Annotated in this window: 19 protein-coding genes; 5 read left to right on the top strand and 14 right to left on the bottom strand. The window is 68.9% G+C overall.

What is annotated here, in order from left to right:
• Positions 1-48 precede the first annotated feature (48 nt).
• From K3N28_RS04080 to K3N28_RS04070, 3 genes are all read right to left on the bottom strand, one after another.
• Positions 49-1,761, bottom strand: a complete 1,713-nt coding sequence (locus K3N28_RS04080; protein WP_228091194.1) for an ATP-binding protein — start codon at positions 1,759-1,761, stop codon at positions 49-51.
• Positions 1,754-2,449: a pyrimidine reductase family protein gene (locus K3N28_RS04075; RefSeq protein ID WP_374209695.1), complete on the bottom strand. Its 696-nt coding sequence runs from the start codon at positions 2,447-2,449 to the stop codon at positions 1,754-1,756. The genes K3N28_RS04080 and K3N28_RS04075 overlap by 8 nt, the downstream gene beginning before the upstream one ends.
• Before the next feature lie 247 nt (positions 2,450-2,696).
• Positions 2,697-4,019, bottom strand: coding sequence for a D-arabinono-1,4-lactone oxidase (locus K3N28_RS04070; protein WP_228091192.1), 1,323 nt, complete (start codon positions 4,017-4,019; stop codon positions 2,697-2,699).
• A 78-nt stretch (positions 4,020-4,097) separates the two neighbouring features.
• Here K3N28_RS04070 and K3N28_RS04065 point away from each other — a divergent pair, with 78 nt between their 5' ends.
• Positions 4,098-5,354 carry an amino acid deaminase/aldolase gene (locus K3N28_RS04065; protein ID WP_228091191.1) on the top strand — a complete coding sequence of 419 codons (1,257 nt, stop codon included), beginning with the start codon at positions 4,098-4,100 and terminating at the stop codon, positions 5,352-5,354.
• 70 nt (positions 5,355-5,424) lie between these two features.
• Here the strand turns inward: K3N28_RS04065 and K3N28_RS04060 are convergent, their stop codons facing one another.
• The 3 genes from K3N28_RS04060 to K3N28_RS04050 all read right to left on the bottom strand — a co-directional run bounded on the left by K3N28_RS04060 (position 5,425) and on the right by K3N28_RS04050 (position 10,877).
• Positions 5,425-7,941 carry a transglycosylase domain-containing protein gene (locus K3N28_RS04060; RefSeq protein WP_228091190.1) on the bottom strand — a complete coding sequence of 839 codons (2,517 nt, stop codon included), beginning with the start codon at positions 7,939-7,941 and terminating at the stop codon, positions 5,425-5,427.
• Between the two features lie 575 nt (positions 7,942-8,516).
• Positions 8,517-10,208, bottom strand: coding sequence for an FAD-binding dehydrogenase (locus tag K3N28_RS04055; protein WP_228091388.1), 1,692 nt, complete (start codon positions 10,206-10,208; stop codon positions 8,517-8,519).
• A gap of 24 nt (positions 10,209-10,232) precedes the next feature.
• Positions 10,233-10,877, bottom strand: a complete 645-nt coding sequence (locus K3N28_RS04050) for a flavin reductase family protein (RefSeq protein ID WP_228091189.1) — start codon at positions 10,875-10,877, stop codon at positions 10,233-10,235.
• 140 nt (positions 10,878-11,017) lie between these two features.
• On the opposite strand from K3N28_RS04050, the gene K3N28_RS04045 reads away from it, so the two are divergent.
• Together K3N28_RS04045 and K3N28_RS04040 are read left to right on the top strand one after the other, a co-directional pair.
• Positions 11,018-11,605 (top strand): hypothetical protein, encoded by a 588-nt coding sequence (locus K3N28_RS04045; protein ID WP_228091188.1) that lies wholly within the window; start codon positions 11,018-11,020, stop codon positions 11,603-11,605.
• A 66-nt stretch (positions 11,606-11,671) separates the two neighbouring features.
• Positions 11,672-12,193, top strand: coding sequence for a thioesterase family protein (locus K3N28_RS04040; protein ID WP_228091187.1), 522 nt, complete (start codon positions 11,672-11,674; stop codon positions 12,191-12,193).
• A 116-nt stretch (positions 12,194-12,309) separates the two neighbouring features.
• Here the strand turns inward: K3N28_RS04040 and K3N28_RS04035 are convergent, their stop codons facing one another.
• The 4 genes from K3N28_RS04035 to K3N28_RS04020 form a co-directional block, all read right to left on the bottom strand.
• Positions 12,310-13,545: a DUF6236 family protein gene (locus K3N28_RS04035; RefSeq protein ID WP_228091186.1), complete on the bottom strand. Its 1,236-nt coding sequence runs from the start codon at positions 13,543-13,545 to the stop codon at positions 12,310-12,312.
• A 219-nt stretch (positions 13,546-13,764) separates the two neighbouring features.
• Entirely contained in the window at positions 13,765-14,118 is a 354-nt protein-coding gene (locus K3N28_RS04030) for a hypothetical protein (RefSeq protein ID WP_228091185.1), read from the bottom strand.
• A gap of 34 nt (positions 14,119-14,152) precedes the next feature.
• Entirely contained in the window at positions 14,153-14,434 is a 282-nt protein-coding gene (locus K3N28_RS04025) for a hypothetical protein (protein ID WP_228091184.1), read from the bottom strand.
• Between the two features lie 472 nt (positions 14,435-14,906).
• Positions 14,907-15,158, bottom strand: a complete 252-nt coding sequence (locus tag K3N28_RS04020; RefSeq protein ID WP_228091183.1) for a hypothetical protein — start codon at positions 15,156-15,158, stop codon at positions 14,907-14,909.
• Between the two features lie 303 nt (positions 15,159-15,461).
• Here K3N28_RS04020 and K3N28_RS04015 point away from each other — a divergent pair, with 303 nt between their 5' ends.
• Both K3N28_RS04015 and K3N28_RS04010 read left to right on the top strand, forming a co-directional pair.
• Positions 15,462-16,274: a DUF5753 domain-containing protein gene (locus K3N28_RS04015; protein WP_228091182.1), complete on the top strand. Its 813-nt coding sequence runs from the start codon at positions 15,462-15,464 to the stop codon at positions 16,272-16,274.
• Positions 16,271-16,516, top strand: a complete 246-nt coding sequence (locus K3N28_RS04010; protein WP_228091181.1) for a DUF397 domain-containing protein — start codon at positions 16,271-16,273, stop codon at positions 16,514-16,516. Before K3N28_RS04015 ends, K3N28_RS04010 begins: the two co-directional genes overlap by 4 nt.
• Positions 16,517-16,596: 80 nt before the next feature.
• Here the strand turns inward: K3N28_RS04010 and K3N28_RS04005 are convergent, their stop codons facing one another.
• The 4 genes from K3N28_RS04005 to lpdA form a co-directional block, all read right to left on the bottom strand.
• Positions 16,597-17,412, bottom strand: a complete 816-nt coding sequence (locus K3N28_RS04005; protein WP_228091180.1) for a class I SAM-dependent methyltransferase — start codon at positions 17,410-17,412, stop codon at positions 16,597-16,599.
• 431 nt (positions 17,413-17,843) lie between these two features.
• A complete protein-coding gene (locus K3N28_RS04000) occupies positions 17,844-18,275 on the bottom strand; it encodes a hypothetical protein (RefSeq protein WP_228091179.1) in 432 nt (143 codons plus the stop codon).
• A gap of 190 nt (positions 18,276-18,465) precedes the next feature.
• Positions 18,466-20,277, bottom strand: coding sequence for a 2-oxoglutarate dehydrogenase, E2 component, dihydrolipoamide succinyltransferase (gene sucB / locus K3N28_RS03995; RefSeq protein ID WP_228091178.1), 1,812 nt, complete (start codon positions 20,275-20,277; stop codon positions 18,466-18,468).
• Positions 20,278-20,303: 26 nt separating this feature from the next.
• Positions 20,304-21,692 (bottom strand): dihydrolipoyl dehydrogenase, encoded by a 1,389-nt coding sequence (gene lpdA / locus K3N28_RS03990; protein WP_228091177.1) that lies wholly within the window; start codon positions 21,690-21,692, stop codon positions 20,304-20,306.
• Positions 21,693-21,827: the final 135 nt, after the last annotated feature.

Genomic DNA, 21,827 nt, shown 5'->3' with positions numbered 1-21,827 from the left:
CGTGCTCCTGTGTTCGTTCTGGGCGATGCTCGGGAGCCCTGGATCGGCTCAGAAGGGAATGTCGTCTTCGTCGTCGCCGGCGAGGTCGAACGGGTCGACCCGGGCGGTCACCGACCGCGCCGTGGCGGCCGGCGCGGACCCGGCCTCGGCGGGCCGGGTGGCCCAGGCGGGGAACGGGAAGTTCACCACCAGCGGCACCGGCAGCTCCGGTTGGGCCACGAACATGGTGCCGGGCTTGGCCATGAGGACCCGCATCCGCTGCGCCTGGGTCAGGAACCCGTACTCGGGGCGCGTGGCCTCGGCCGCGTCGAGGCGGCCGACGACCCGGATCGCCGAGTTCGAGGCGATGCGTCGCTCCACTTCGGACGCCGTCTGCTGGGCGCCGATGAGGATGACCCCCAGGGACCGCCCGCGCTCGGCGATGTCGAGCAGGATGTCCTTGATCGGGCTGGTGCCCTCGCGCGGGGCGTACTTGTTGAGCTCGTCGAGGACGACGAACTGGAGCGGCCGCGCCGTCCCGGCCTTCTCCTTGCGTTCGAACTCGCTGCGCAGGACCACGCCGACGACGAACCGCTGGGCCCGATCGGGCAGGTTGTGCAGGTCGACGACGGTGACCTGCGCTTCCGAGGAGAGCACGGCGCCCTTCGGCGGCAGATCGCCGCGGATGAGCCGGCCGATGTCGCGCCCGGAGGCGATGAGGCGGCGGATGAACGCGTTCACCGTGCCCAGGCCGATCGCCGACCCGGCCCACTCGGTGCGCGTCTCGTCGTCCGAGAGCCGCTCGCAGATGAGGTCCACGAGGTCGCGGTAGGTGGTGAGCAGCTGCCCGTCCACACTGATCGCGCCGTTGTCCTTGGGGCGGGCCTCCTTGCGCAGCCGCGCGGCGACCTGGTGCACGACCATCGTGTACTGCTGGCGGTCGTCGTCGCCGTCGGCGAACACGAACGGCAGCAGGCTCAGCTGGCAGAACTCCGCCAGCGTCCAGTAGAAGGCGTCCACGCCCGTCGACCGGCACGCCACGTCGGGGATGCCGTTCGCGTCGCCCTCACGGGGCGGGGCGAGCACCTCGACCGACTTGAACGCGCCGGGCTCCATGCCGAGCCGCCGGTACGAGTCGCGCACCGTCTCGTCGATCTTCGTGTTGTCGTGGTCCAGGAGCAGCAGGTCCTCGCCCTTGACGTTGAAGATGAGCGCCTTCGTGTTCGCGGCCTCGGCGCCGAGCGCGCCCGAGTGCAGCAGCGAGTAGAGCATCCACGTCGCGAACGAGGTCTTCGTGGCGACGCCGCTGATCCCCGAGATCGAGACGTGCGCGCCGCGGGTGCCGTCGAGGAAGTCCGGGTTGAGGAACACCGGCTGGCCGTCGCGCGAGAACCCAAGGGGCACTTGGCGGGCCATGCCGTCGAAGTACAGGGCCCGGTCGCGATCCTCGCCGGTGGCGCGCTGGACCTCGGCGCCCGGGCGCGGCGGCACGAACACCTCCGGCTCGACCCGCGTCACCGTGACCTCGGCGGCCTCCTGCACCTGCGCCGGGAGCAGGCCCCCGGCGATGTCGAAGACGTCGGAGTCGAACTGGGCGCCCTCGTGCCGCGAACGCACGGCGGTGACCACACCGGAGATGCGGACCGCGCCGACCCCGGGGACCTGGCGTTCGGTGGTGAGCACGTCGTCGAGCTGGGCGTACGACTCCGGCCCGACCCCGACCCAGAACGACAGGGGCGTCGCGTCCTCCGTGCCGAGCACGCGGCCCACCGATTCACTCATCGTCTGATCCTCGCAGATACCTCAGGATGAGGTTGCCCCCGGCTTCGAGGACGTGTCGCAGCTGCAGCGGCCGCCCTTCGGGGGACGCCGAGCCCTCCGCGATACGGATCGAACCGGCCCCGGCGAGCAGCGGCGACACCGTGAGGTCGAGTTCGTCGACCAGATCGGCGGCGATGAGGTCGCCGAAGACGTGCGGCCCGCCCTCGCAGAGGACCTGCCGCAGGCCCCGCTCGCGCAGCGCCGCCAGCGCGAGCGAGAGGTCGACCGCGCCGGTGCCGACGGCGATGACGTCGGCGACCTCCCGGAACGGCTCGATCCGCGACTCCGCCAGGTCCGCCGGGACGATGAGGATCGGCCGCCGGGGCGCCTCGGTGAAGATCCCCGCCGCCGGGTCGAGCGACGCCGTGCGGGACACGATCGCCATGACCGGCACGTCGGGCAGTCCCTGCGATCGCCGCCACGCCGTCCGCTCGGGCGAGAGGACCAGCGGCCCGTAGCCTTCGGTCCGCACAGTCCCGGCCCCGGCGAGGAGCACGTCGCAGCGGGCCCGCAGGATCTTGAACACGCGTTTGTCCTCCTCCCCGGAGAGCGGCCCGGAGCGCCCTTCGAGGGTCGCCGCGCCGTCGGCGCTGGCGACGAAGTTGACCCGCAGCCAGTCGGGAGCCGGGGGCTCGTACGCCGCGTACATCTCGTCGTCGGTCAGTTCATCGAGTTTTCGGTACAGCACGTCAGCCACGGCCACAAGGTAGCCCACCGGCCTGACAGGCCGTCGCGCGCGGCGTCTCCGCTGGAGGGGCGGCGCCGTCGGTGTCGCGCTCGCCGATCGCCATGAGACCGACCGGATCTGCACTCTCGGCCGGCGGCGCCTCCGCGCGATCAAGCCCCGCACCGCCGGATGCGACGCGTTCGGGGTCCCGCCGTTCGACCGGGCCGAGTCAGGCCCCGAGGACCCGATCCAAGTACGGGTTGGCGAAGCGGCGGTCCGGGTCGACCTCGTCGCGCACCGCCAGAAAGTCGTCGAAGTGCTCGTAGCGCTTGCCCAGTTCCTCCGCGTCGAGCGCGTGCATCTTGCCCCAGTGCGGCCGCCCGTCCGCCGCGTCGAAGATCGCCGCGCAGTCCCTGAAGTACGCCTCGTGCTCGTGCCGGTGGTACTGGTGCACCGCCACGTAGGCGGTGCGCCGCCCCTGCGCCGTCGACAGCCAGATGTCGTCCGCCGCCGCGAACCGCACCTCCACCGGGAACGACACCAGGTGCCGCTCGCGGTCGACCATCGCCCGCAGGTCGCGCAGCACCCCCGGCAGGGCCTCCCGCGGCATCGCGTACTCCATCTCCCGGAACCGCACCGACCGCGGCGACGCGAAGACCTTGTGCGACACGTCCGTGTACTCCCGGGCGCTCCACACTCGACCGGCCAGCCGGTTCAGCCGCGGCACCATCCGCGGGAACCGCGCCCCGACCCGGTTGCTCGCCTCGAACAGCGTGTTCTCCGTGAACCCCTCGCTCCACCAGTACGACAGGCGCCCGGGCGCGCGGCTCGGCTCCGACATCGCATAGCGGTTGTTCCGCTTCGTCAGGGTCCGCTCGGTGTGGGGGAACCAGTAGAACTCGAAATGGTCGTTCTCGGCCACCAGCTCGTCGAGGCCGCCCAGGACCGTCTCGAGGCGCTCGGGCCGCTCGACCGCCTTGAGCCGGAACGCCGGGACGCATTGGAGCGTCACCTCCGCGATCACGCCGAGGGCCCCGAGCCCCAGCCGCGCCGCCGCGAACAGCTCCGGCCGCTCGAACTCCGTGCAGCGCACCGTCAACCCGTCCGCCAGCACCACCAGCAGGCCCTTGACCTGCCACGAGAAGCCCCGGTAGCGGTCGCCGGTGCCGTGCGTCCCGGTCGAGATCGCCCCCGAGATCGTCTGCCGGTCGATGTCGCCCATGTTCTCCAGCGCCAGCCCGTGCGCGTCGAGCACCTGGTTCAACCGCCACAGCGGCATCCCCGCCTCCACTGTGACCACGCCCGTCCGCTGCTCCACCGACACCACCTGGTCGAGGCCGCCCATGTCGACCCGGACGCCGTCGGGGACCGCGATGCCGCTGAAGGAGTGACCCGCGCCGACCGCCTTGACCCGCAGGCCGTCCGCAGCGGCGGCGGCGACCGCCTCGGCCAGCTCGGCGGTGCTGGCGGGTCTGACGGTGCGGGCGGGGTCGGCGCGTTCGGTGCCCGACCAGTTCTGCCACAGCGGGGTTCCTTCGGCAGCAGTTCCCATGGCCACTCCGGTTGAAGATGAGGTGTACTTCACGGTAGCTTTCATCTAACCCCAATTGACCAGCGGAAGGGAAGCCGGATGGGCTATCAGGGATTTGCAAGGACCGATGCCCCGCCCGCTCGTGGCGCGGCCGAGCACCGCTTCGCCGAGCTGGGACGCGCCACCGCCGGACTCCAGCCGCCGTTCGCGGTCGTCGACCTCGGCGCGTTCGACACCAACGCGGCCATCTTGCGGCGCAACGCCATCGGCAAACCGCTGCGTCTCGTCAGCAAATCCCTGCGCTGCCGGGCCCTCATGCGCCGGGCGCTCGCGCAGCCCGGATTCAAGGGCGTCCTCGGCTTCACGCTCCCCGAGGCCCTCTGGCTCGCCGAGTCCGACGCGCACGGGGAGTTCGACGACATCGTGGTCGCCTATCCGACCGCCGACACCGACGCGCTGCGCCGCCTCGCCGCCGACGAGGAGCTGGCCCGCCGCATCACCCTCATGGTCGACTCGGTCGAGCACCTCGACTTCCTCCACCGCCACGTCGCACCGAACCCCTCACGGCCGCTGCGGCTGTGCCTCGAACTCGACGTCTCCCTCGAACTCCTCGGCGGCCGCCTCCACATCGGCGCCCACCGCTCCCCGGTGCACACCCCCGAGCAGGCGATCGCGATGGCCCACGAGATCGACAAGCGCCCGGGCGTCGACCTCGTCGGCGTCATGGGCTACGAGAGCCAGATCGCCGGGATCCAGGACGCCTTCTCCGCGGCGGCCCTGCGGTATCCGCTGGTGCGGCTCATGCAGCGGGTCTCCCGGGCCGAGCTGGCCGAGCGCCGCGCCGAGGCCGTCGTCGCCGTCCGCAGCGTCGCCGACCTCGAATTCGTCAACGGCGGCGGCACCGGCTCGGTCGTCTCGACCGCCGCCGACCCCTCCGTCACCGAGATCGCCGCCGGATCGGGCCTGTACTCGCCCGCGCTGTTCGACGGCTACCGGTCGATCCGCCCGCTCCCGGCCGCGTTCTTCGCGCTGCCGGTGGTCCGGCGCCCGCGCGCGGGCCTCGTCACCGCCCTCGGCGGCGGCTGGGTCGCCTCGGGCGTGCCCGGGCCCGACCGGCTCCCGAAGCCGGCCTTCCCCGGCGGACTCCGCTACACCAAGACCGAGGGCGCGGGGGAGGTCCAGACGCCGCTGAGGGGCCGCGCCGCCGACGGCCTCGCGATCGGCGACCGAGTGTGGATGCGCCACGGCAAGGCCGGCGAGCTGGCCGAGCGCGTCAACTCGATCCATCTGGTCCTGCGCGGCGAGGTCGTGGACGAGGTCCCGACGTACCGCGGCGAAGGCCGCGCCTTCGCCTGAGCGAACGCGGACGGGCCCGGCGGGACGTGATCGTCCCGCCGGGCCCGTCGCTCAACCGCGTCCGGTCGGCTCAGTCGTCGTCGCCGCGACCGTTGCCGTTCCCGTTTCCGTTTCCGTTTCCGTTGTTCCCGCCGCCTCCGCCTCCGCCGCCGCCCGGCTGGCACAGGCCGAGCATCTGGGAGATCGGGTCGCACTGCTCGTCGCCCCCGGGGGGCGGGTCGGCGCGCTCGCACTGCGGGTCGGCCGCATTCGCCGCGCAGTACTCGCTGTCGGCGTCGATCTTGCCGTTCTCGTTCAGGATGTCGTCCACGATGGGCGAACCGGTGTGGACCGGGTCCGCCCAGCCCTCCTCCTCGTAGCCCTCCGCTTCGATCGCGCCCTCCATGAACTTCTTCCAGACCGGATAGCTGAGCGTGCTGCCGAAGACGTCGTCGGTGCCGCCGTCCTCGTTCAGCAGCGGCGCCGACTCGGCCGTGGCGTTGCCGACCCACGCGGCGATGCTCAGCTGCGGGATCGCGCCGACGTACCAGGTGTGGGCGTTGGCGTCGTCGTACCCTTCGGCCGTGGCCTCCCAGGTGCCGGTCTTGCCGGTGTAGGGGCGGTCGATCGCGTCGCCCTCGCCGTCGATGGTCGAACCGACCCATTGCAGGTCGCGTGCGATGGCGGCGTCGAGCGCGGGAGTCTCCTCCAGGGGTCGGATCGGCTCGACCTCCGTGCCGTCGCGGTGGTAGACGGCCTCGACGAAGTGCGTCTCGTTGTAGACGCCGTCGTTGGCGATCGTCGCGTACACCGCCGCCATGTCCTTCACCGAGGTCGGGAACTGGCCGAAGCTGATCTCGTAGTCGAACGGGAAGCGCTGCGAGGACATGTCGAGCGGGGTGCGGACCGGTTCGTCGTTCTCGTCGTAGCCGTTGACCGACGCCAGCGGGTCGATGTTGCCGTTGGCGTCGGTGACGAAGGAGCCGTCCTCGTTCTCGACCGTGTTGTGGACCGAGTAGGAGATCGAGCCGTCGTCCTCGATGTAGAACCGGTAGATGTCGCCGGTCCCGGTGTCCTGCATGGTCCGCAGGCCCATCTGGACGGCGGTCTCGAGGATCGAGGTCGCCCCGTACTTCTCGGCGATGGCGTACATCGGCGTGTTCCGCGATTTGCGCACCGCGTCGGTCAGGGTCATGTCGATGTTCTCCGTCCGCCCCGAGTTGGAGACGGGCGTTTCGCGGGCCTCGAACTCGCGGGGCGAGTCGGAGTTCCACCACGAGTCGATCGAGGCGCCGTTCTTGATCGCCGTGGCGGCGGTGATCATCTTGAACGTCGAGGAAGGCGGGTGCGGGTTCTCGATGCCCGCCTTGTCGACGCCGAGGCCGTCGACGCCGCCGAAGTAGCCGAGGACGCGGCCGGTGCCCGGCTCGACGGCGACCACGGCGTCGGCCATCGACGGGTGGTAGTTGACGAGCGCGGCGTTGTCGTTGTCGTTCACGAACTCGAAGAAGCCGTCCTCGTTGACGTACACGGCGGCCTCCGACGCGGTCGCGACCACGTTGCCGTCGTCGTCGATGTACTCGTCGTTCTCGTTCTTCTTGCGCCGGAGCTCGCCGCGGCTGGCGGTCTCGATGGCCGCGGCCTGGACCTCTTTGTCGATGGTGAGGGCGATGGTGTAGCCGCCGGTGCCCTCCTCCTTGCCGTAGAAGTCGTCCTTGGTGAGGCCGTAGCGGCTCTCCAGCTCCTCCCAGACGTAGCCGTCGGTCGGGTTGGTGATGAAGCCGGTGGGCTCGTTGTGGCCCCACGAGCCGGGGTTCTGCAGGGCTTCCTTGGTCTCGGGCATCCCGGCGTCGAGCTGCGCTTGGACCTCGGCGCGCGCGGGTTCGTCGAGGTCCTCGGTCATGGTGAGGAGGGTCTCCATGCCGTGCGTCCAGCGGTCGAGCGGGGCGGTGCTGCCCTCCTCGGCGATCCGCGGGTCGAACGAACCGTCGCCGGCCTTGACCTGCATGACCAGCATCATGCCCTCGGCCCAGGTGAGGTCTCCGACCTTCTTGCCGAACCAGACCTCGGCGGCGGCCTCGATGCCGTACGCGCCGCGGCCGTAGAAGTTCAGGTTGAGGTAGTGGAGGAGGATGTCCTGCTTCGAGTACTGCTGCTCGAGCTTCATCGCCATGACGGCCTCACGGGCCTTGCGGCCGTAGGAGATGTCACCGCGGATGTCGGAGACCATGCCCGCGTACTGCTGGCTGATGGTCGAGGCGCCCTGCGTTTCGCCGCCTTTGAGGTTGTTGACCAGGGCGCGCATGGTGCCCTTGTAGTCGACGCCCTCGTGCTCGAAGAAGTCCTTGTCCTCCAGGGCCAGGAGCGACCAGACGACCGTGTCGGGCAGGTCCTCGTACTTGTCGACGAGTTTGCGGGTGTACTCGCCGTAGCCGGCGATCTGCGTCTCCCCGTCCGAGTAGGTGAACGTGGTGGACTCGCCGAACGTGAGGTCCTCCGGCGGGGGGACGCTCTGGAAGAACCAGGACCCGGCCACCGTCACCGCGCCGAGCATCATCAGGCAGGCCATGATGAGCGCCGCGTAGACGCGGCGGCGGCGCTTGGACATGCGCTTCTTCTTGCGGCCCGCCTTCGCGGCGCCGGGGACGGGCTTGGGCCGCGCGGCTCCGACGACCGACGCGCGGCCGACGTTCCCGGAGGCGACGGACGGCGGACCGACCGGCGGACCCGAGGGAGCGCCGGAGGAAGGGCCTCCGGGCGGACCCGGAGGCGGACCGGCTGGAGGACGCGAGGGAGGACCGACCGGCGGACCCGAGTGAGGACCTGCCGGAGGACCCGGGGGAGGACCGACCGGGGGACCCGACGGCGGTCCGGCCCGGTGCGGGCCGAACGAGGGGTCCGGTCCAGGGCGTTGAAAGTCGCTCATGCTCAACCATCCACGAGTTGTGAGGTGCCGGACCGGGGCCGGTCCCGGTGCGGCTTCGGCGAGCACTGCCGAAGGGTGATGAATCCGGCAGGCGCCCGCAGAACCTTGGATGTTAACGGACCACACCCGGTAGGCGAGGAGTGCTCGGTTTCGCGGGTGAGGAAGGCCGCTCGCCGACCACCTTAGACCTTCAGTGCCACACCGGAACAGGCACAGGTAGGACGAAAACGGCACGGAACGTCACGATCCATGCGCGCTCAGCTCGCGACGCCGCGTGCCGCCTGCCTCCCCGAGAACAGGCACCCGCCGAGGAACGTGCCTTCCAGTGAACGGTAGCCGTGCATGCCGCCGCCGCCGAATCCGGCCGCCTCGCCCGCCGCGTACAGCCCCGGCAGGGGGGTGCCGTCGTGGCGCAGGACTCGGCCGTCCAGGTCGGTCTGCAGGCCGCCCAGGGTCTTCCGGGTGAGCACGTGCAGGCGCACCCCGATGAGCGGACCGGCCTTCGGATCGAGGAGCCGGTGCGGGGACGCGACGCGGATGAGCTTGTCGCCGCGGTAGTTGCGGGCCCCGCGCAGCGCGGTGACCTGCAGGTCCTTGGTGAACTTGTTGTCCATCTCGGCGTCCCGCGCCTCGACGGCGGCGCGCACGGTCTCGTACTCCAGGAGGCCTTCGCCGGTGACGCCGTTCATCTTGGCGACCAGCTCCGGGAGCGTGTCGGCGACCGCGAAGTCCGCGCCGTGCTTCTTGAACGCCTCGACGGGGCCGGGGGCGCCAGGCAGCACGCGCTTGAGCAGCAGCCGGAGGTTCTTCCCGGTCAGGTCGGGGTTCTGCTCGGAACCGGAGAGCGCGAACTCCTTCTCCAGGATCTTCTGGGTGAGCACGAACCACGTGTACTCGTGGCCCGTGGTCATGATGTGCTCCAAGGTCCCGAGCGTGTCGAAGCCGGGGAACAGCGGAGCGGGCAGCCGCCGCCCGGTCGCGTCCAGCCAGAGTGACGAGGGCCCGGGGAGGATCCGAATCCCGTGGTGGGGCCAGATGGGGTCCCAGTTCTCGATGCCCTCGGTGTAATGCCACATCCGGTCGCGGTTGATCAGGTTCGCGCCGGCCTTCTCGGCGATGCCGAGCATCCGCCCGTCGACGTGCGCGGGAACCCCGGAGATCAACCGCTTCGGCGGCGTCCCCAACCGCGCGGGCCAGTGCTGCCGGACGAGATCGAAGTTGCCGCCGATCCCGCCGGAGGTCACGACGACCGCCTCGGCGTCGAGCGAGAACTCCCCGAGCGCCTCCCGGTTGGACGCCACGCCGCGAGTCGACTCGTGGGGGGAGAGCAGCGTCCCCGAGACCCCGGTGACGGCTCCGTCCGTCACGACGAGCTCGTCGACCCGGTGCCGGAACTTGAACTGGACCTTCCCCTCGCGGGCGGCCTGCCGCATCAGCTGGACGAACGGCTCGACGACGGCGGGTCCGGTGCCCCAGGTGATATGGAACCGCGGCACGGAATTCCCGTGGCCCTGAGCCGTGTAGCCCCCGCGCTCGGCCCAGCCGACGACCGGGAAGAACCGCACTCCCAGCTCGTGCAGCCAGGCCCGCTTCTCTCCGGAGGCGAACGCCACGTAGGCCTCGGCCCATTTGCGAGGCCACTCGTCCTCGGGCCGGTCGAAGCCGGCGGTGCCGAGCCAGTCCTGCCACGCCAGGTCGTGCGAGTCCTTGATGCCCATCCGCCGCTGCTCGGGGGAGTCGACGAGGAACAGCCCGCCGAACGACCAGAACGCCTGCCCGCCGAGGGATTGCTCGCCCTCCTGGTCGAGCACGGTGACGGTCTTGCCGAGCCGAACCAACTCCGAGGCGGCGGCCAACCCGGCCAAACCCGCCCCGACCACGATGACGTCACTGTCCATGGCTTGCGCCTTCCCAGCTGCAGATGCGGCGCCTACCGGCGCGTAGCGCAGATATACCAGGGCCGGGAGAACCCGTCAACCGCTCACGTTGTCAACCTGGCGCATTCCCTGATGCGGCATCCGCCAGGCCGCGGCGAGCAGGGACGAGTGGACATTGGCGGCGCCGCCGAAGAACTCGCAGAACTTCATGATCAAGGGGTCCCAACCGATCGGGTCGACATAGTCGGTCCCGGGGATCACGAGCCGTTCTTCGACGTGCGCCCGCACGACCCGCACCTCGACGGCGCTGGCACCGGTCGCGAACGGATGCACCTGCTCGACCACGCATTCCAGCTGGATGGGACATTCCGCGACCCGCGGCGCCCGGACGGCCGCCGACGCCTGCCGCGTGAGCCCGGCGGCCCCGAATTTGTCGGGTTCGAACCGATATCCTTTGGCGGCCTTGCGTTCCGGTACGGGATCGGTGCCGGTGAGCGGCGCCAACCGATCGACCGCGGGAGCCATGTCCGAAGAGGCGAGGTTGAGCACGCACTCGCGCTCCCGAGTCAGGTTCTCCATGGTCTTGGAGCGGTTCCCCATCCCCAACATGCACGACTGCCCCAGCCACCATGCGGAGGACATGGGCGCCAGATTCGCCGAACCGTCCGCATTGCAGGTGCTGATGAGCACCACCGGCGTACCGAAGTACAACACCTTGAGATCCGGACTCACATGCGCCACGGGAACCTCCTCGACTCGAACCTTCCCGGAGCTCCATCGAACCCGCCTCTCGCGCCATCGTCTGGCAGGAAAACGACGTCGCGTTCCCGCACCCGCGTCGCGAAGCCCCCGACGTCGAGGGCCGCACCCGCGTCGTCCTGGTGTTCCGGTTGCGACCGCGCGAGGGCGCCGTGGTCGACGGTTCCCACCGCCTCCCGGCGGCGAGCCGGACCGCCATCAGCCACTGGGCCCCGCCCGGCGGACTCCCGCGACGCGGCGCAACACCCGCGAAGAGCACCGGCCGCCTGCGAACCCCGACCGAGCGGAACACCACCTTCGTATCGACGCGCAAAGGCGGTGACCCGGTCGAAGTCGAGCGCCGCGAGGCCGACCTATGTCGGCGGTTCGAGGCGTTCCTGGAAGCGCGAGGCCACGAGGTGTGCCGGTATGCGATCCGCGTCGAAGGCGAACCGGGCATCATGCGGACCGACACCTGCGACGCGACCGACCTGACCCTCTATGAAGCCAAAGGCGATTCGACCCGCCGGCATGTTCGGGAGGCCCTCGCCCAGCTCGCCGACTATGTGCGGCACGTGCGCCCGAAGCGCAAGAAATGCGCCGTCCTGCTGCCCGCTCGCCCGAGCAAGGATCTCTGCGAGTTGATCGAGTCGCAGGGACATGCCCTCGTGTACGAGGAGCACGGGGCGTTCATCGGCTGGCCCCTGAGCGAGGACTCGACTGTCGCATGAGCGATGCTACTGTCGGGTAACATGTTTCTTCGGTGATGAGGCCGGTGCGGACTCGGTGGTGTTCTGATGAATCTTTACTTCCGGCTGTTGCTCCTCTGGCTGCGGTCTCGGCGCAGCGGTGCGGTGGACCTGTGGGACACGGCCGAGACCCCGTTCAGGGTGCTGCCGAACGATCTCGACCCGCTGGGCCACATGACGAACGGTCGCTACCTGACGATCATGGACATCGGCCGGATGGACCTCATGTTGCGTTCGGGGTTCTGGTCGAAGATGAAGGACCAGGGCTGGTACCCGGTGGTGGCCGGGCAGACCATCACCTATCGGAAATCCCTGCAGCCGTGGCAGCGGTACGTGCTCCGCACCCGCGTGATCGGCTTCGACGACCGGTGGGGATACATCGAGCAGCGCTTCTGCGTCGGATCGACCGTGTACGCCCAGGCCTTCGTGCGGACCCGGTTCCTCAAGCGATCCGGAGGCTCAGTGGAGCACGACGAGCTGGAGAAACTCGCGGGCGGCTTCCCCGCCTCGCTGGAAGTCCCCGAGTGGTTGCGGCAATGGGCCACCGCCTCCCGGGTCAAGGATCAGTGAACAGCCCCCTCCCGGACCACCCGCATGACGGACGCAACGAGTGCCGCGTCTAACCCCGCACGGCACCGGTCGGCCCTCACCCGCAGGTCCGATCATGGCCGGTGCCGACCGCGGCCTCAAGCGTCAGGCATGGAGCGGCGGAGCAGGTCCGTGCCCTTCAGGTCGCGTTCGACTCTCCACAGATAACCCACCGGTGAGCTCCGGATGTGAGCGCTGCGAGACGTCCGCCAGGTCCGGTACCAGGCCCCGAGACCGAAAGCGGCCCCCGCTGCGGCGATCACCGGTTGGCCTGCCGCCCATCCGGCCGCCAGCGCCGCGGCCGCCGGGAACTCGAACTTGATCGAAGCCGCTCCCAGCGCCGTGTCCACGCCCAATCCGCGCATCGCGCGTCGCAGGTCCGCCAGCGGCTGCTCGACCTTTCGCGACACCTCCTCCGCAAGATAGGCCTCGAGCACCCCCGGGCCCCTGATGCCCTCCAGTTCGGTCGACAGTTCGGCAGCCAGCTCCGCGATCAGCTCGTGGTAAGCGGCCAGCTCGGCGCCGTAGCGCCGCCGGATCTTCACGATCTTCTCGACCGGCACCGACTCCGGATCGGCCGGGACCGCGATCCGCAACGCCAGCATGCCCAGACGGGACCGGGAGACCACCGCCTGCCCGTCCTCCTCGACCTCCTCTCCCAGCAGTGCGGACGCGAAGCGCTCAGCGGTCCAGGAGCCGCACTCGGCATACGCGGACGGGTCGTCCGCCACGGGCGTGAGGTGAAAGGCTCCGGCCATTTCCTCCGCGAGCATGCACATGTAGGCCCAGGCGAAGTTCGGATGCACCGCCGCGTACCGGCCGTTGTCGTCCAGCACCGCCAGCCGGTGCTCGGTCAACTCGCGGACCAACGTCTCGTGCACCTTGCGCTCGTGCAACGCGATGAGGCGATGGAAAGAGGACGGTGCAGGGAAGCGCACCGGCTGCGGCCAGCGCCGTGTCGGATGCTCCATTCGCACCGACTCGCCCAGTTCGGGGAATCGATACTCGACACGGCGCTCGCCGGCGCTGGACGCGCCGCCGACGTAGCGCACCACCTGCTCGGGAATCCGATACCGCTCCCGGATCAGGTCGCCATACTGGTACAGCGCGTCGATGACCTTCAACCCGACATCGAGGCAGACCTCCTGACCGGGATCGAGATCGAGGACGAAATCGAGCTGTTCCCGCAGCGCCCGCGCGTCCGGGTTGTCGACGTCGGCGTACCCGAGCGGCGCGATCCGGGCCATGCGCGGCCAGTACAGGGCCGCCACCTTGAGCCAGCCGCGATCGTGGAAGTGGGTGTACGGGTAGTAAAGCCCGATCGGGGTGACCATTCGACCATGATGCCCGCCTAAGTGCTGTCCCGGAAGTCCTGCGGGAGCGCGACGCTGGCACATCGGCTCGGGTTGTTAGAGGCGTTGCGGGCTTCCTTCCAGTCGGCGAGCAGCTCGAAGGACCCGTCTGAGCCCTTACCGGGGCCTCAAAATGTTCGACCCGGACAGGCTGGGCCGATCCAGGACCGGCGGTGCCGACGGGAAGCCCTGAGGACCGCGCTAGGCCCTCCAGGACCGGCGCGGCTTGAGTTCGAGGTCGGGCACGGCCGGCGGGTACGGCGGGTATTGCTCGACGAGGTCCTCCCAGACCTCGTGGGGGATCGCGAGCCCCGCATCGATCATCGCCGCCCCGTGCCACAGTCCGATCCCCTTGAGGGCCTTCGCGGTGCTGCGGCAGATCTCCTCACTGAGGGACGCGAACCGCTCCCCGGCCGCGTCCCGCTCCTCCAGCTCCGCCGGGTCGGTAGCGTCCTCCAGCCGGCCCAGCGCCGTTCCCAACCGCTCCCACTCCTCCACAAGCGCCAGCACCGGCCGGAACCCTGCAGCGATCTCCCCGTCGGTCATCTCGTCCACACCCCACCCCTTTCGGGACCGACTCTAAGGCGCGTTATGGAGGCGGCGGTGCCGGGTCGGGCGGCGACGGCGATGCGGCCGGTGGGGGAGCGGGGAGTTCCCAGGCGGCGTGCCGGAGTTGGGCGACCAAGTGGTCGGCGGCGGATTCGATGTCCTCGCGGCGGAGTCGGTCGTCGAGCCGGTTCGTGGCGATGCGGCTGAGGATCTGGACGTTCAAGGCCGTCTCGCGGAGCAGATCGGGGACGGGAATCCGTTTGCGGGCACCGGCCACTGCGGTGATGGCGTCGGCGAGGTGGTCGAGTTCGGGAGCGGACATCGGTTCCTCCTGCTGTGAAGTTGTGCCGGGCTGATCCGGTACTGCAAGTGTGCGAACGGGCACCGACAGTTTCAGGCGCTGCGGAGGCGATCGTGACACAGATCATTCCAATTAGATGCGGCCGCGCCCGGACCCCCACCTGGTCCGGGCGCGGCCCACCGGAACCTCGGCGTCGGCCCCCTGGGAAAGCCTCGCTCTGCGGTACCGGGCGGGTGCGGCGGTGCCTGCCTCGGGCCGGAGATTGCGTCGGCATCGCGGCGAGATCGCAGTGATATCGCGGTGATGCCCGGCCCGGCCGCCGCACCCGGAGCGGGTCAGTCGGTGTCTTGCGGGTGTTGCGAACGGTAAGTGCCGCAAGGGAAGAGGATCGGGCAGCGGTAGTGCTCGGTGCAGGTGACGCACCAGGGCGGGCTGCCGCCGTCGGACTCGTGCTTGCCGGGCACCGGGCGCGGTGCGGTGTTCGCGCCGGGGTTCATCGCCGGGCCGTCCAGGAGCGGTAGAGGTCGAGGACGGCTTGTCGGAGTGTTTCGCGTGCTTCGGGAGTCGGGAAGCGCCAGCGGTATTGCGAGACGAGATGGAGGTTGGGGGTGTCGGTACCGGGTCCGGTGAGGACGCCGATGTAGTCGGAGAGTTCGCCGGGCGCGATGCGGAAGCACATGACCGAGCCCCAGTCGGGGTCGAGAAGGCAGCGGATGCGGGTCGAGTCGACGACGGTGACGCCCACTTCGATCTCCTGTGGAGCAGGGGAAGGGCGGTGTTCGCCTGTGACGCTCGGGTAATGCATGGACGCCTCCGGTCAGCTGAAGCCTCGGAATCACTCGCAATCGCTCGGATCGAACGATCGCGATACGACGAAGGTAGGCGCGGTCTCGCTCGCAATTCAAGGGCAAAACCCCAGCTCAGCACCTGGCTGTGAAGTAGTGCGTCTACGTGTGGCAAGTCGACATGGCGCCGTGACACGCCAGAACGCCATCCAGTATCGGCGTGGTGTGAGGGTTTTACTTTCTGTGAGGATCGTGATACTGGAATGATGGCAACAGGGACAGTGCTGCGCAGGCAGGTAGGACGCGAAACCGAGGCGTTGCGCGCCACTTCGCGAATTCCCGTCACGGATTCACGCATCGCGCGGATCGCTGGCTCGACCCGGACCTATCAGCGATTCGCGAGCGGTAAGCGCACGAACTTGACCTTCCCGGTCATCGGTGCGCTCGCGAGGCTCTTCGGCGCCTCGATCGAGAAGCAGGCCGAGCTGGAGCGGCTCTGGGATCTCGTCGATGAGACTTCGTGGCTGCAGTCGATCGATGCTCTGACACGGTCGGGTTTCCATGCCTACATCGAGCTGGAGCGGCTTGCCTGCCGCATCGAGTCGAATGAAACGCTGTTCGTTCCGGGCTTGCTGCAAAGCGAAAGCTACATGCGCAGACTGTTCGAGCGAAGCGGGAGGTATTCACCGCGCCGGATCGATGAGCTGGTCGAGCAGCGTTGTCAGCGGCAGACGGATTTTAAGCGTCGCGGCGAGACCGTTCACCTAGATGTGCTCATGGGAGAGGCAGTGCTTCGTTCAGCGTGTCCCCGAGACCAGCTCGAAAGCCTTTTGGAGGCGGACGCGCAGCCGAACATCACCGTGAACTACCTGCCCTTCTCAGTCGGCCCGCAACCAGGGCTGGAGCTGCCGTACCACGTACTGTCATTCACCGAGGACGACGACCCGGACCTCGCTTACTTCGACGCCCCGGATGGGGCGCGGTACATTGAGTCGGCTGAAGCGGTTGCTGAGTTTCGCAATGCGAGAGCTCTGGGCAGTCGACAGGCGAAGTCGATTAAGGAGTTGGAGCTATGAGGCAGGGCGGATGGCGGAAGTCAAGTCGTAGCGGTGGCGGGGAGAATGCCTGCGTCGAAGCGCGTGTTGCGCCGTGGCGCAGGTCCAGCCGAAGCGGCGCGCAAGGCAATGACTGCGTCGAGGCGCGGATTGCCATCACTGGCTTCCAGGTCCGGGACAGCAAGCTCGGCGAGGACTCACCGATCTTCGAGTTGAAGACCGCTGAGTTCACCAGTCTGCTGCGCGCTGCAGGGCGTTCCTGAACCGAAAGCGGTGCTGACACACCGACATCATGCTGGGGCCGACGAGCTTTGCTCGTCGGCCCCCAGATCGTCATCATTCTTCAAGCGCGGCAGAGGATCTCGCCGTGGGGGATCATCAGCCAGGACGCCGCATTCTGCCCCCATACCTTCCATGCCTCCGAGATCGCTTGCAGCTCTTCCTGAGTGGCGTGTCGGCCCTCCACGGCCTGCTTCGCGAAGTCGGAGTGCAGACTCCGGTCCGCCCAGAGGTCGCTCCACCATCTACGGTCCGCCTCGCTGGCGAAGGTCCATGTCGATGAGGTCGCTTCGACGGCTGCTTCCTCGAATCCCGCCTCCAGCGCCCAGGACTTCAGCCTGCGGCCCGCGTCCGGTTCGCCTCCGCCGGCGCGCGCCACGCGTTCGTACAGGTCCAGCCAGTCGCTCAGGCCCTGCGACTCCGGAAACCAGGTGAAGGCCGCGTAGTCGCTGTCGCGTACCGCCACCACACCACCGGGCTTCGCCACTCGCCACATCTCTCTCAACGCCTGGACCGGATCGCCCACATGCTGGAGCACTTGGTGAGCGTGCACGACGTCGAAGGTGTCGCCGTCATACGCGAGAGCGTGCACGTCCGCTACCGCGAAATCCATGTTCCCCAGTCCCCGTGAGGCCGCTTCCTTCGCGGCCTGATCCACGATGGCCGGTGCGTAGTCGACCGCGGTCACGTGACCGTCAGGGACCAGGGCCGCCAGGTCGGCGGAGATGGTGCCCGGGCCGCAGCCGATGTCGAGGATCTTGTGGGCGGACCGGAGGTGCGGCAGCAGGTAGGCCGCCGAGTTCTCGGCCGTGCGCCAAGCGTGGGAACGCAACACCGATTCGTGGTGGCCGTGGATATAGGTCGCAGTCTCTTTCGCCATGAGGAGACCTTACCGATGGAGTTCTAATATATGGGAGAGATTTCCCGTATTTCGGGACTCGTCATATGTCTTCGCGGTCGAGACGCTGCGCGAGTCTGTCGATGGTTGCAGCGGCCCATCGCTTGGCGCGGAGGGCCGGGGAGTAGCGACAGCTGAGGGGGGCGTGGTGAGCTGAAGCGAATGTGAACGGCGGTTCTGAATAATTCGGACATTTGCAGCATCCCCCGAATCAACGATGCCCCAGGGGTATGACATTCCAAGGGGATTGGGCTGATTCGCCGAGGTTGCTGAACAATATGAAGGGCGTGTCTGGGCAAAACGGACACTCGCGGCGCCCCCGAATCGATTGTGGCGCACCGGTGTGACATCGGTGCGGGCATGGAGGGGCCCCCGCTGCCGTGGTGGGGACGGCGGCGAGGGCCGGTTTCATTCTAGGCGTTCGCGAGCAATGAGGGAATCACCACCGGCAGCACATAGCAGCCGATGTCGCCCACCGTGGTGGACGTCAGTGCCCAGTCCGCCGTCTTCGCGTCGCGGCAGAGCACCACGAAGGCGACCATGCAGCTCAAAGTTCGCTGCGCCTCGGTCATGAAGCGCAACCAGGCGTCGGCCTGCGCGGGGTCGGGTTGGAGTACCGCGTCGAACAGGAGCGCGATGACGCGCTCGCCGTCCTTCGAGTACGCCGCCGCCACGCAGACCCGGAGCGGGTTCGGATGGTCGGGAAGGGTGATGGTCCTGCGGCTCACGGTGATGCTGTCGTAGTCGGGGAGATCGGGACCGTCGGTGCAGTTGTAGAGTTCGGTCGCGAATTCGGGGCGGGTCTCCATCAACATGGCGAGGAGTTCGTTGTACTCGATCGACATTCGAGTTCCTAACTTCCGCGTGGGGTCACAAAAGGTGGATTGTAGGAACAACGAGGACACGTGCGTCGGGTTACGGGTAGATGCCTCATCTTGTCGAGGCCGCTTGCAGATGCATGAGACGGCTCCTTGAACGCCCGAAGGGGCGCGGCGGGCCGTCCCGCCGCGCCCCTTCGGGCGTCTACCGCTGTCCTTACAGGCCCAGCTGGTGTTCGAAGTTGCCTTCCTCGATGCGCTTGGTGACCGCTTCGAGGTAGCGGGCGGCGTCGGCGCCGTCGATGAGCCGGTGGTCGTAGCTCAGCGTCAGGTGCATGACCGACCGCACCGCGATGACCTCGCCCAGCTCCGGGTCGTTGACCACGCGGGGGCGCTTGACGATCGCGGCGGTGCCGAGGATCGCCGACTGCCCCAGCGGCACGATCGGCGTGTCGAACAGCGCGCCCACCGAACCGGTGTTGGTGATCGTGAAGGTCCCGCCGAACAGGTCGTCGGGCGCCAGGCCGCCGTCGCGGGCCTTCTTGGCGATCTCGGCGATCCGCTTGGCCAGGCCCGGGATGTTGAGGTCGCCGGCGTTCTTGATGACCGGGACGATGAGGCCCTTCGGCGTGTCCACCGCGAAGCCGACGTTCTCGGCCTCGGGGTAGGTGATCGTCTTCTCCTCCAAGTTCATGGTGGCGTTGATGATCGGGTACTGCTGCAGCGCCTCGATCGCGGCGATCGAGAAGAACGGCAGGAAGGAGAGCTTCACGCCGTGGCGGGCGAGGAACTCGTCCTTCTTGGCCGCGCGCAGCTTGGCCACCTTGGTGACGTCCACTTCGCGCACCGTCGTCAGCTGGGCCATGGTCTGCATCGACTGCAGCAGGGCCTTGGCCGCGGACTGGCGCAGGCGGCTCATCTTCTCGGTGCGGCCGCGCAGCGGGCTGACCTCGGCCTTGGCGGGAGCGGCCTGCGACTGGGCCGGGGCGGCCTGCGACTGCTCCGGAGCGGCGGCCACGGGCTCGGGCGTCTTCTTGGCGTCGATGACGGCCTGGACGTCCTCCTTGCGGATGCGTCCGCCCACACCCGACCCGGAGACCTCGGAGAGGTCCACGCCGTTGTCGGAGGCGAGCTTGCGCACCAGCGGCGTCACGTACGAGCCCGAGGGCTTCGACGCGGGAGCCGGGGAGGACGCGGGAGCCGCGGCGGGCTCGGGTGCCGACTGCGGCTCCGGGGCCGGAGCGGTCTCCGGCTCCGACGGGGCCGGCTTGGTCGGCGACCCCTCGGCCTCGCTCGGCGCGGGCTGCGGTTCGGGCTCGGACTTCACCGAAGGCGTCGACGCCGGCGCGGCCTCCGGCGTGGACGTCGCGGCCGGGGCCGCGGTGCCGGAACCGATGATCGCGAGCACGGAACCGACCTCGGCGGTCTCGTCCTCGTTCACGCGGATCTCCAGCAGCTTGCCGGCGGCCGGGGACGGGATCTCCGTGTCGACCTTGTCGGTCGAGATCTCCAGCAGCGGCTCGTCGACCTCGACCTCGTCGCCCACGGCCTTGAGCCAGGTCGTCACCGTGCCCTCGGTGACCGACTCGCCCAGTTCGGGGAGCAGCACCTCGGTGCCTTCGGCGGGACCGCCGGAGGCCGGCTTCGACTCGTTCGACTCCTCGGCGGGCGCCTCGGCGGCCGGAGCGGCCTCCTCCTGCTCGGCGGCGGGCGCCTCGGCCTCAGGCTCGGAAGCCGGCTCCTCGGACGGGGCCGGAGCGGGCTCGGCCGGAGCCGACCCCTCCGCCTCGGACGGGTCGCCGATGATCGCCAGCTCGCCGCCGACCTCAACGTCCGTGTCCTCGGGCACCACGATCTTCAGCACCACGCCCGCGACCGGCGAAGGCACCTCGGTGTCGACCTTGTCCGTCGAGACCTCCAGCAGCGGCTCGTCGACCTCGACGGTGTCGCCTTCCTTCTTGAGCCACTGGGTGACAGTTCCCTCGGTGACCGACTCACCGAGAGCGGGCATCGTTACCGATGTCGGCATCGTTCGTTCAACTCCTGCGATTGTGATTAGTCGTGGACGTGCAGCGGCTTGCCGGCCAGCAGCATCGCCGCTTCGCCGATCGCTTCGTTCTGAGTCGGGTGCATGTGGATCAGCTGGGCGACGTCGTTCGCGTAGGCCTCCCAGTTGTAGATCAGCTCCGCCTCGCCGATCTGCTCGGAGATGCGCGTACCGACCATGTGGACGCCGACGATCGGGCCGTCCTCGACCGAGACGAGCTTGATGAAGCCCTGGGTCTTGAGGATGATCGACTTGCCGTTCCCGGCCAGGTTGAACGAGACCGACTTGATCTTGTCGGCGCCGTACTTCTCCTTGGCCTTGTCCTCGTTGAGACCCACGGAGGCCACCTCGGGCTCGGTGAAGGTCACGCGCGGGATGCCGGACTCGTCGATCGGAGCGGGGTTCAGGCCCGCGATGTGCTCGGCCACGAAGATGCCCTGGGCGAAGCCGCGGTGCGCGAGCTGGATGCCGGGGACGATGTCGCCCACGGCGTACACGTTCGGCAGGTTGGTCAGCAGGTTCTCGTCGACCAGGACGAAGCCCCGGTCCATGGTGACGCCCTGCTCCTCGTAACCGCAGTTCGCGGTGGCCGGGCCGCGCCCGACCGCGACCAGCACGAGGTCGCCCTCGACGACCGTGCCGCCCTGGATGGTCACCTGCACGCCCGAGCCGGTCCTCTCGACCTTCTCGAAGAACTTGCCGGTGTGGAACTTGATGCCGCGCTTGCGGAACGCCCGCTCGAGCTGCTTGGAGGAGTCGGCGTCCTCGGCCGCGATGAGGCGGGGGAGGCCCTCGATGATCTCGACTTCGACGCCGAGCGACTTCCACGCGGAGGCGAACTCGACGCCGATGACACCGCCGCCGATGACGATCGCCTTGCCGGGGAGCTCGGTGAGCTCCAGCGCGTGCTCGGAGGCGATGATCTTCTCGCCGTCGATTTCCAGGCCGGGGAGGGTCTTGGAGTACGAGCCGGTGGCGAGGACGATGTGCCTGCCGGTGACGGTCTGGCCGTCGTCGACCTGGACCGAGTTCGGGCCGACCAGCTTGCCGGTGCCGTTGATGAACTCGACCTTGTGGGCCTTGACCAGGCCCTGAAGGCCCTTGTACAGGCGGGCGACGACGTCGTCCTTGTACTGCTTCACGGCGCCCATGTCGACGCCCTTGAACTCGGACAGCACGCCGAACTGCTCGGACTCGCGGGTCGTGTCCGCGACCTCGCCGGCGTGGAGCAGCGCCTTGGTGGGGATGCAGCCGCGGTGCAGACAGGTGCCGCCGACCTTGTCCTTCTCGATCAGGGCCACCGAAAGCCCCAGCTCAGCCGCGCGGAACGCGGTGGCGTAGCCGCCGCTGCCGCCGCCCAGGATTACTACGTCGTATCCTGCGTTCGGGTCGCTCATTGCTCTCCCCACTTAACGATGCCTAGGTACGGAGCCCATCTTTCCACCGAACGCGACTCGTGGTCGTCCAGACCCGGTGGTTGGAGTGTGCAACACCATTCAACCGCTTGCTGTGCGCATTCGGAAAGTTCCGTC

Origin of the sequence: Glycomyces sp. TRM65418, from assembly GCF_019710475.1 — a bacterium.
In the GTDB taxonomy this organism is placed as follows: Bacteria; Actinomycetota; Actinomycetes; order Mycobacteriales; family Micromonosporaceae; genus Glycomyces.
This window is presented reverse-complemented; position numbering and strand designations above follow the sequence as displayed.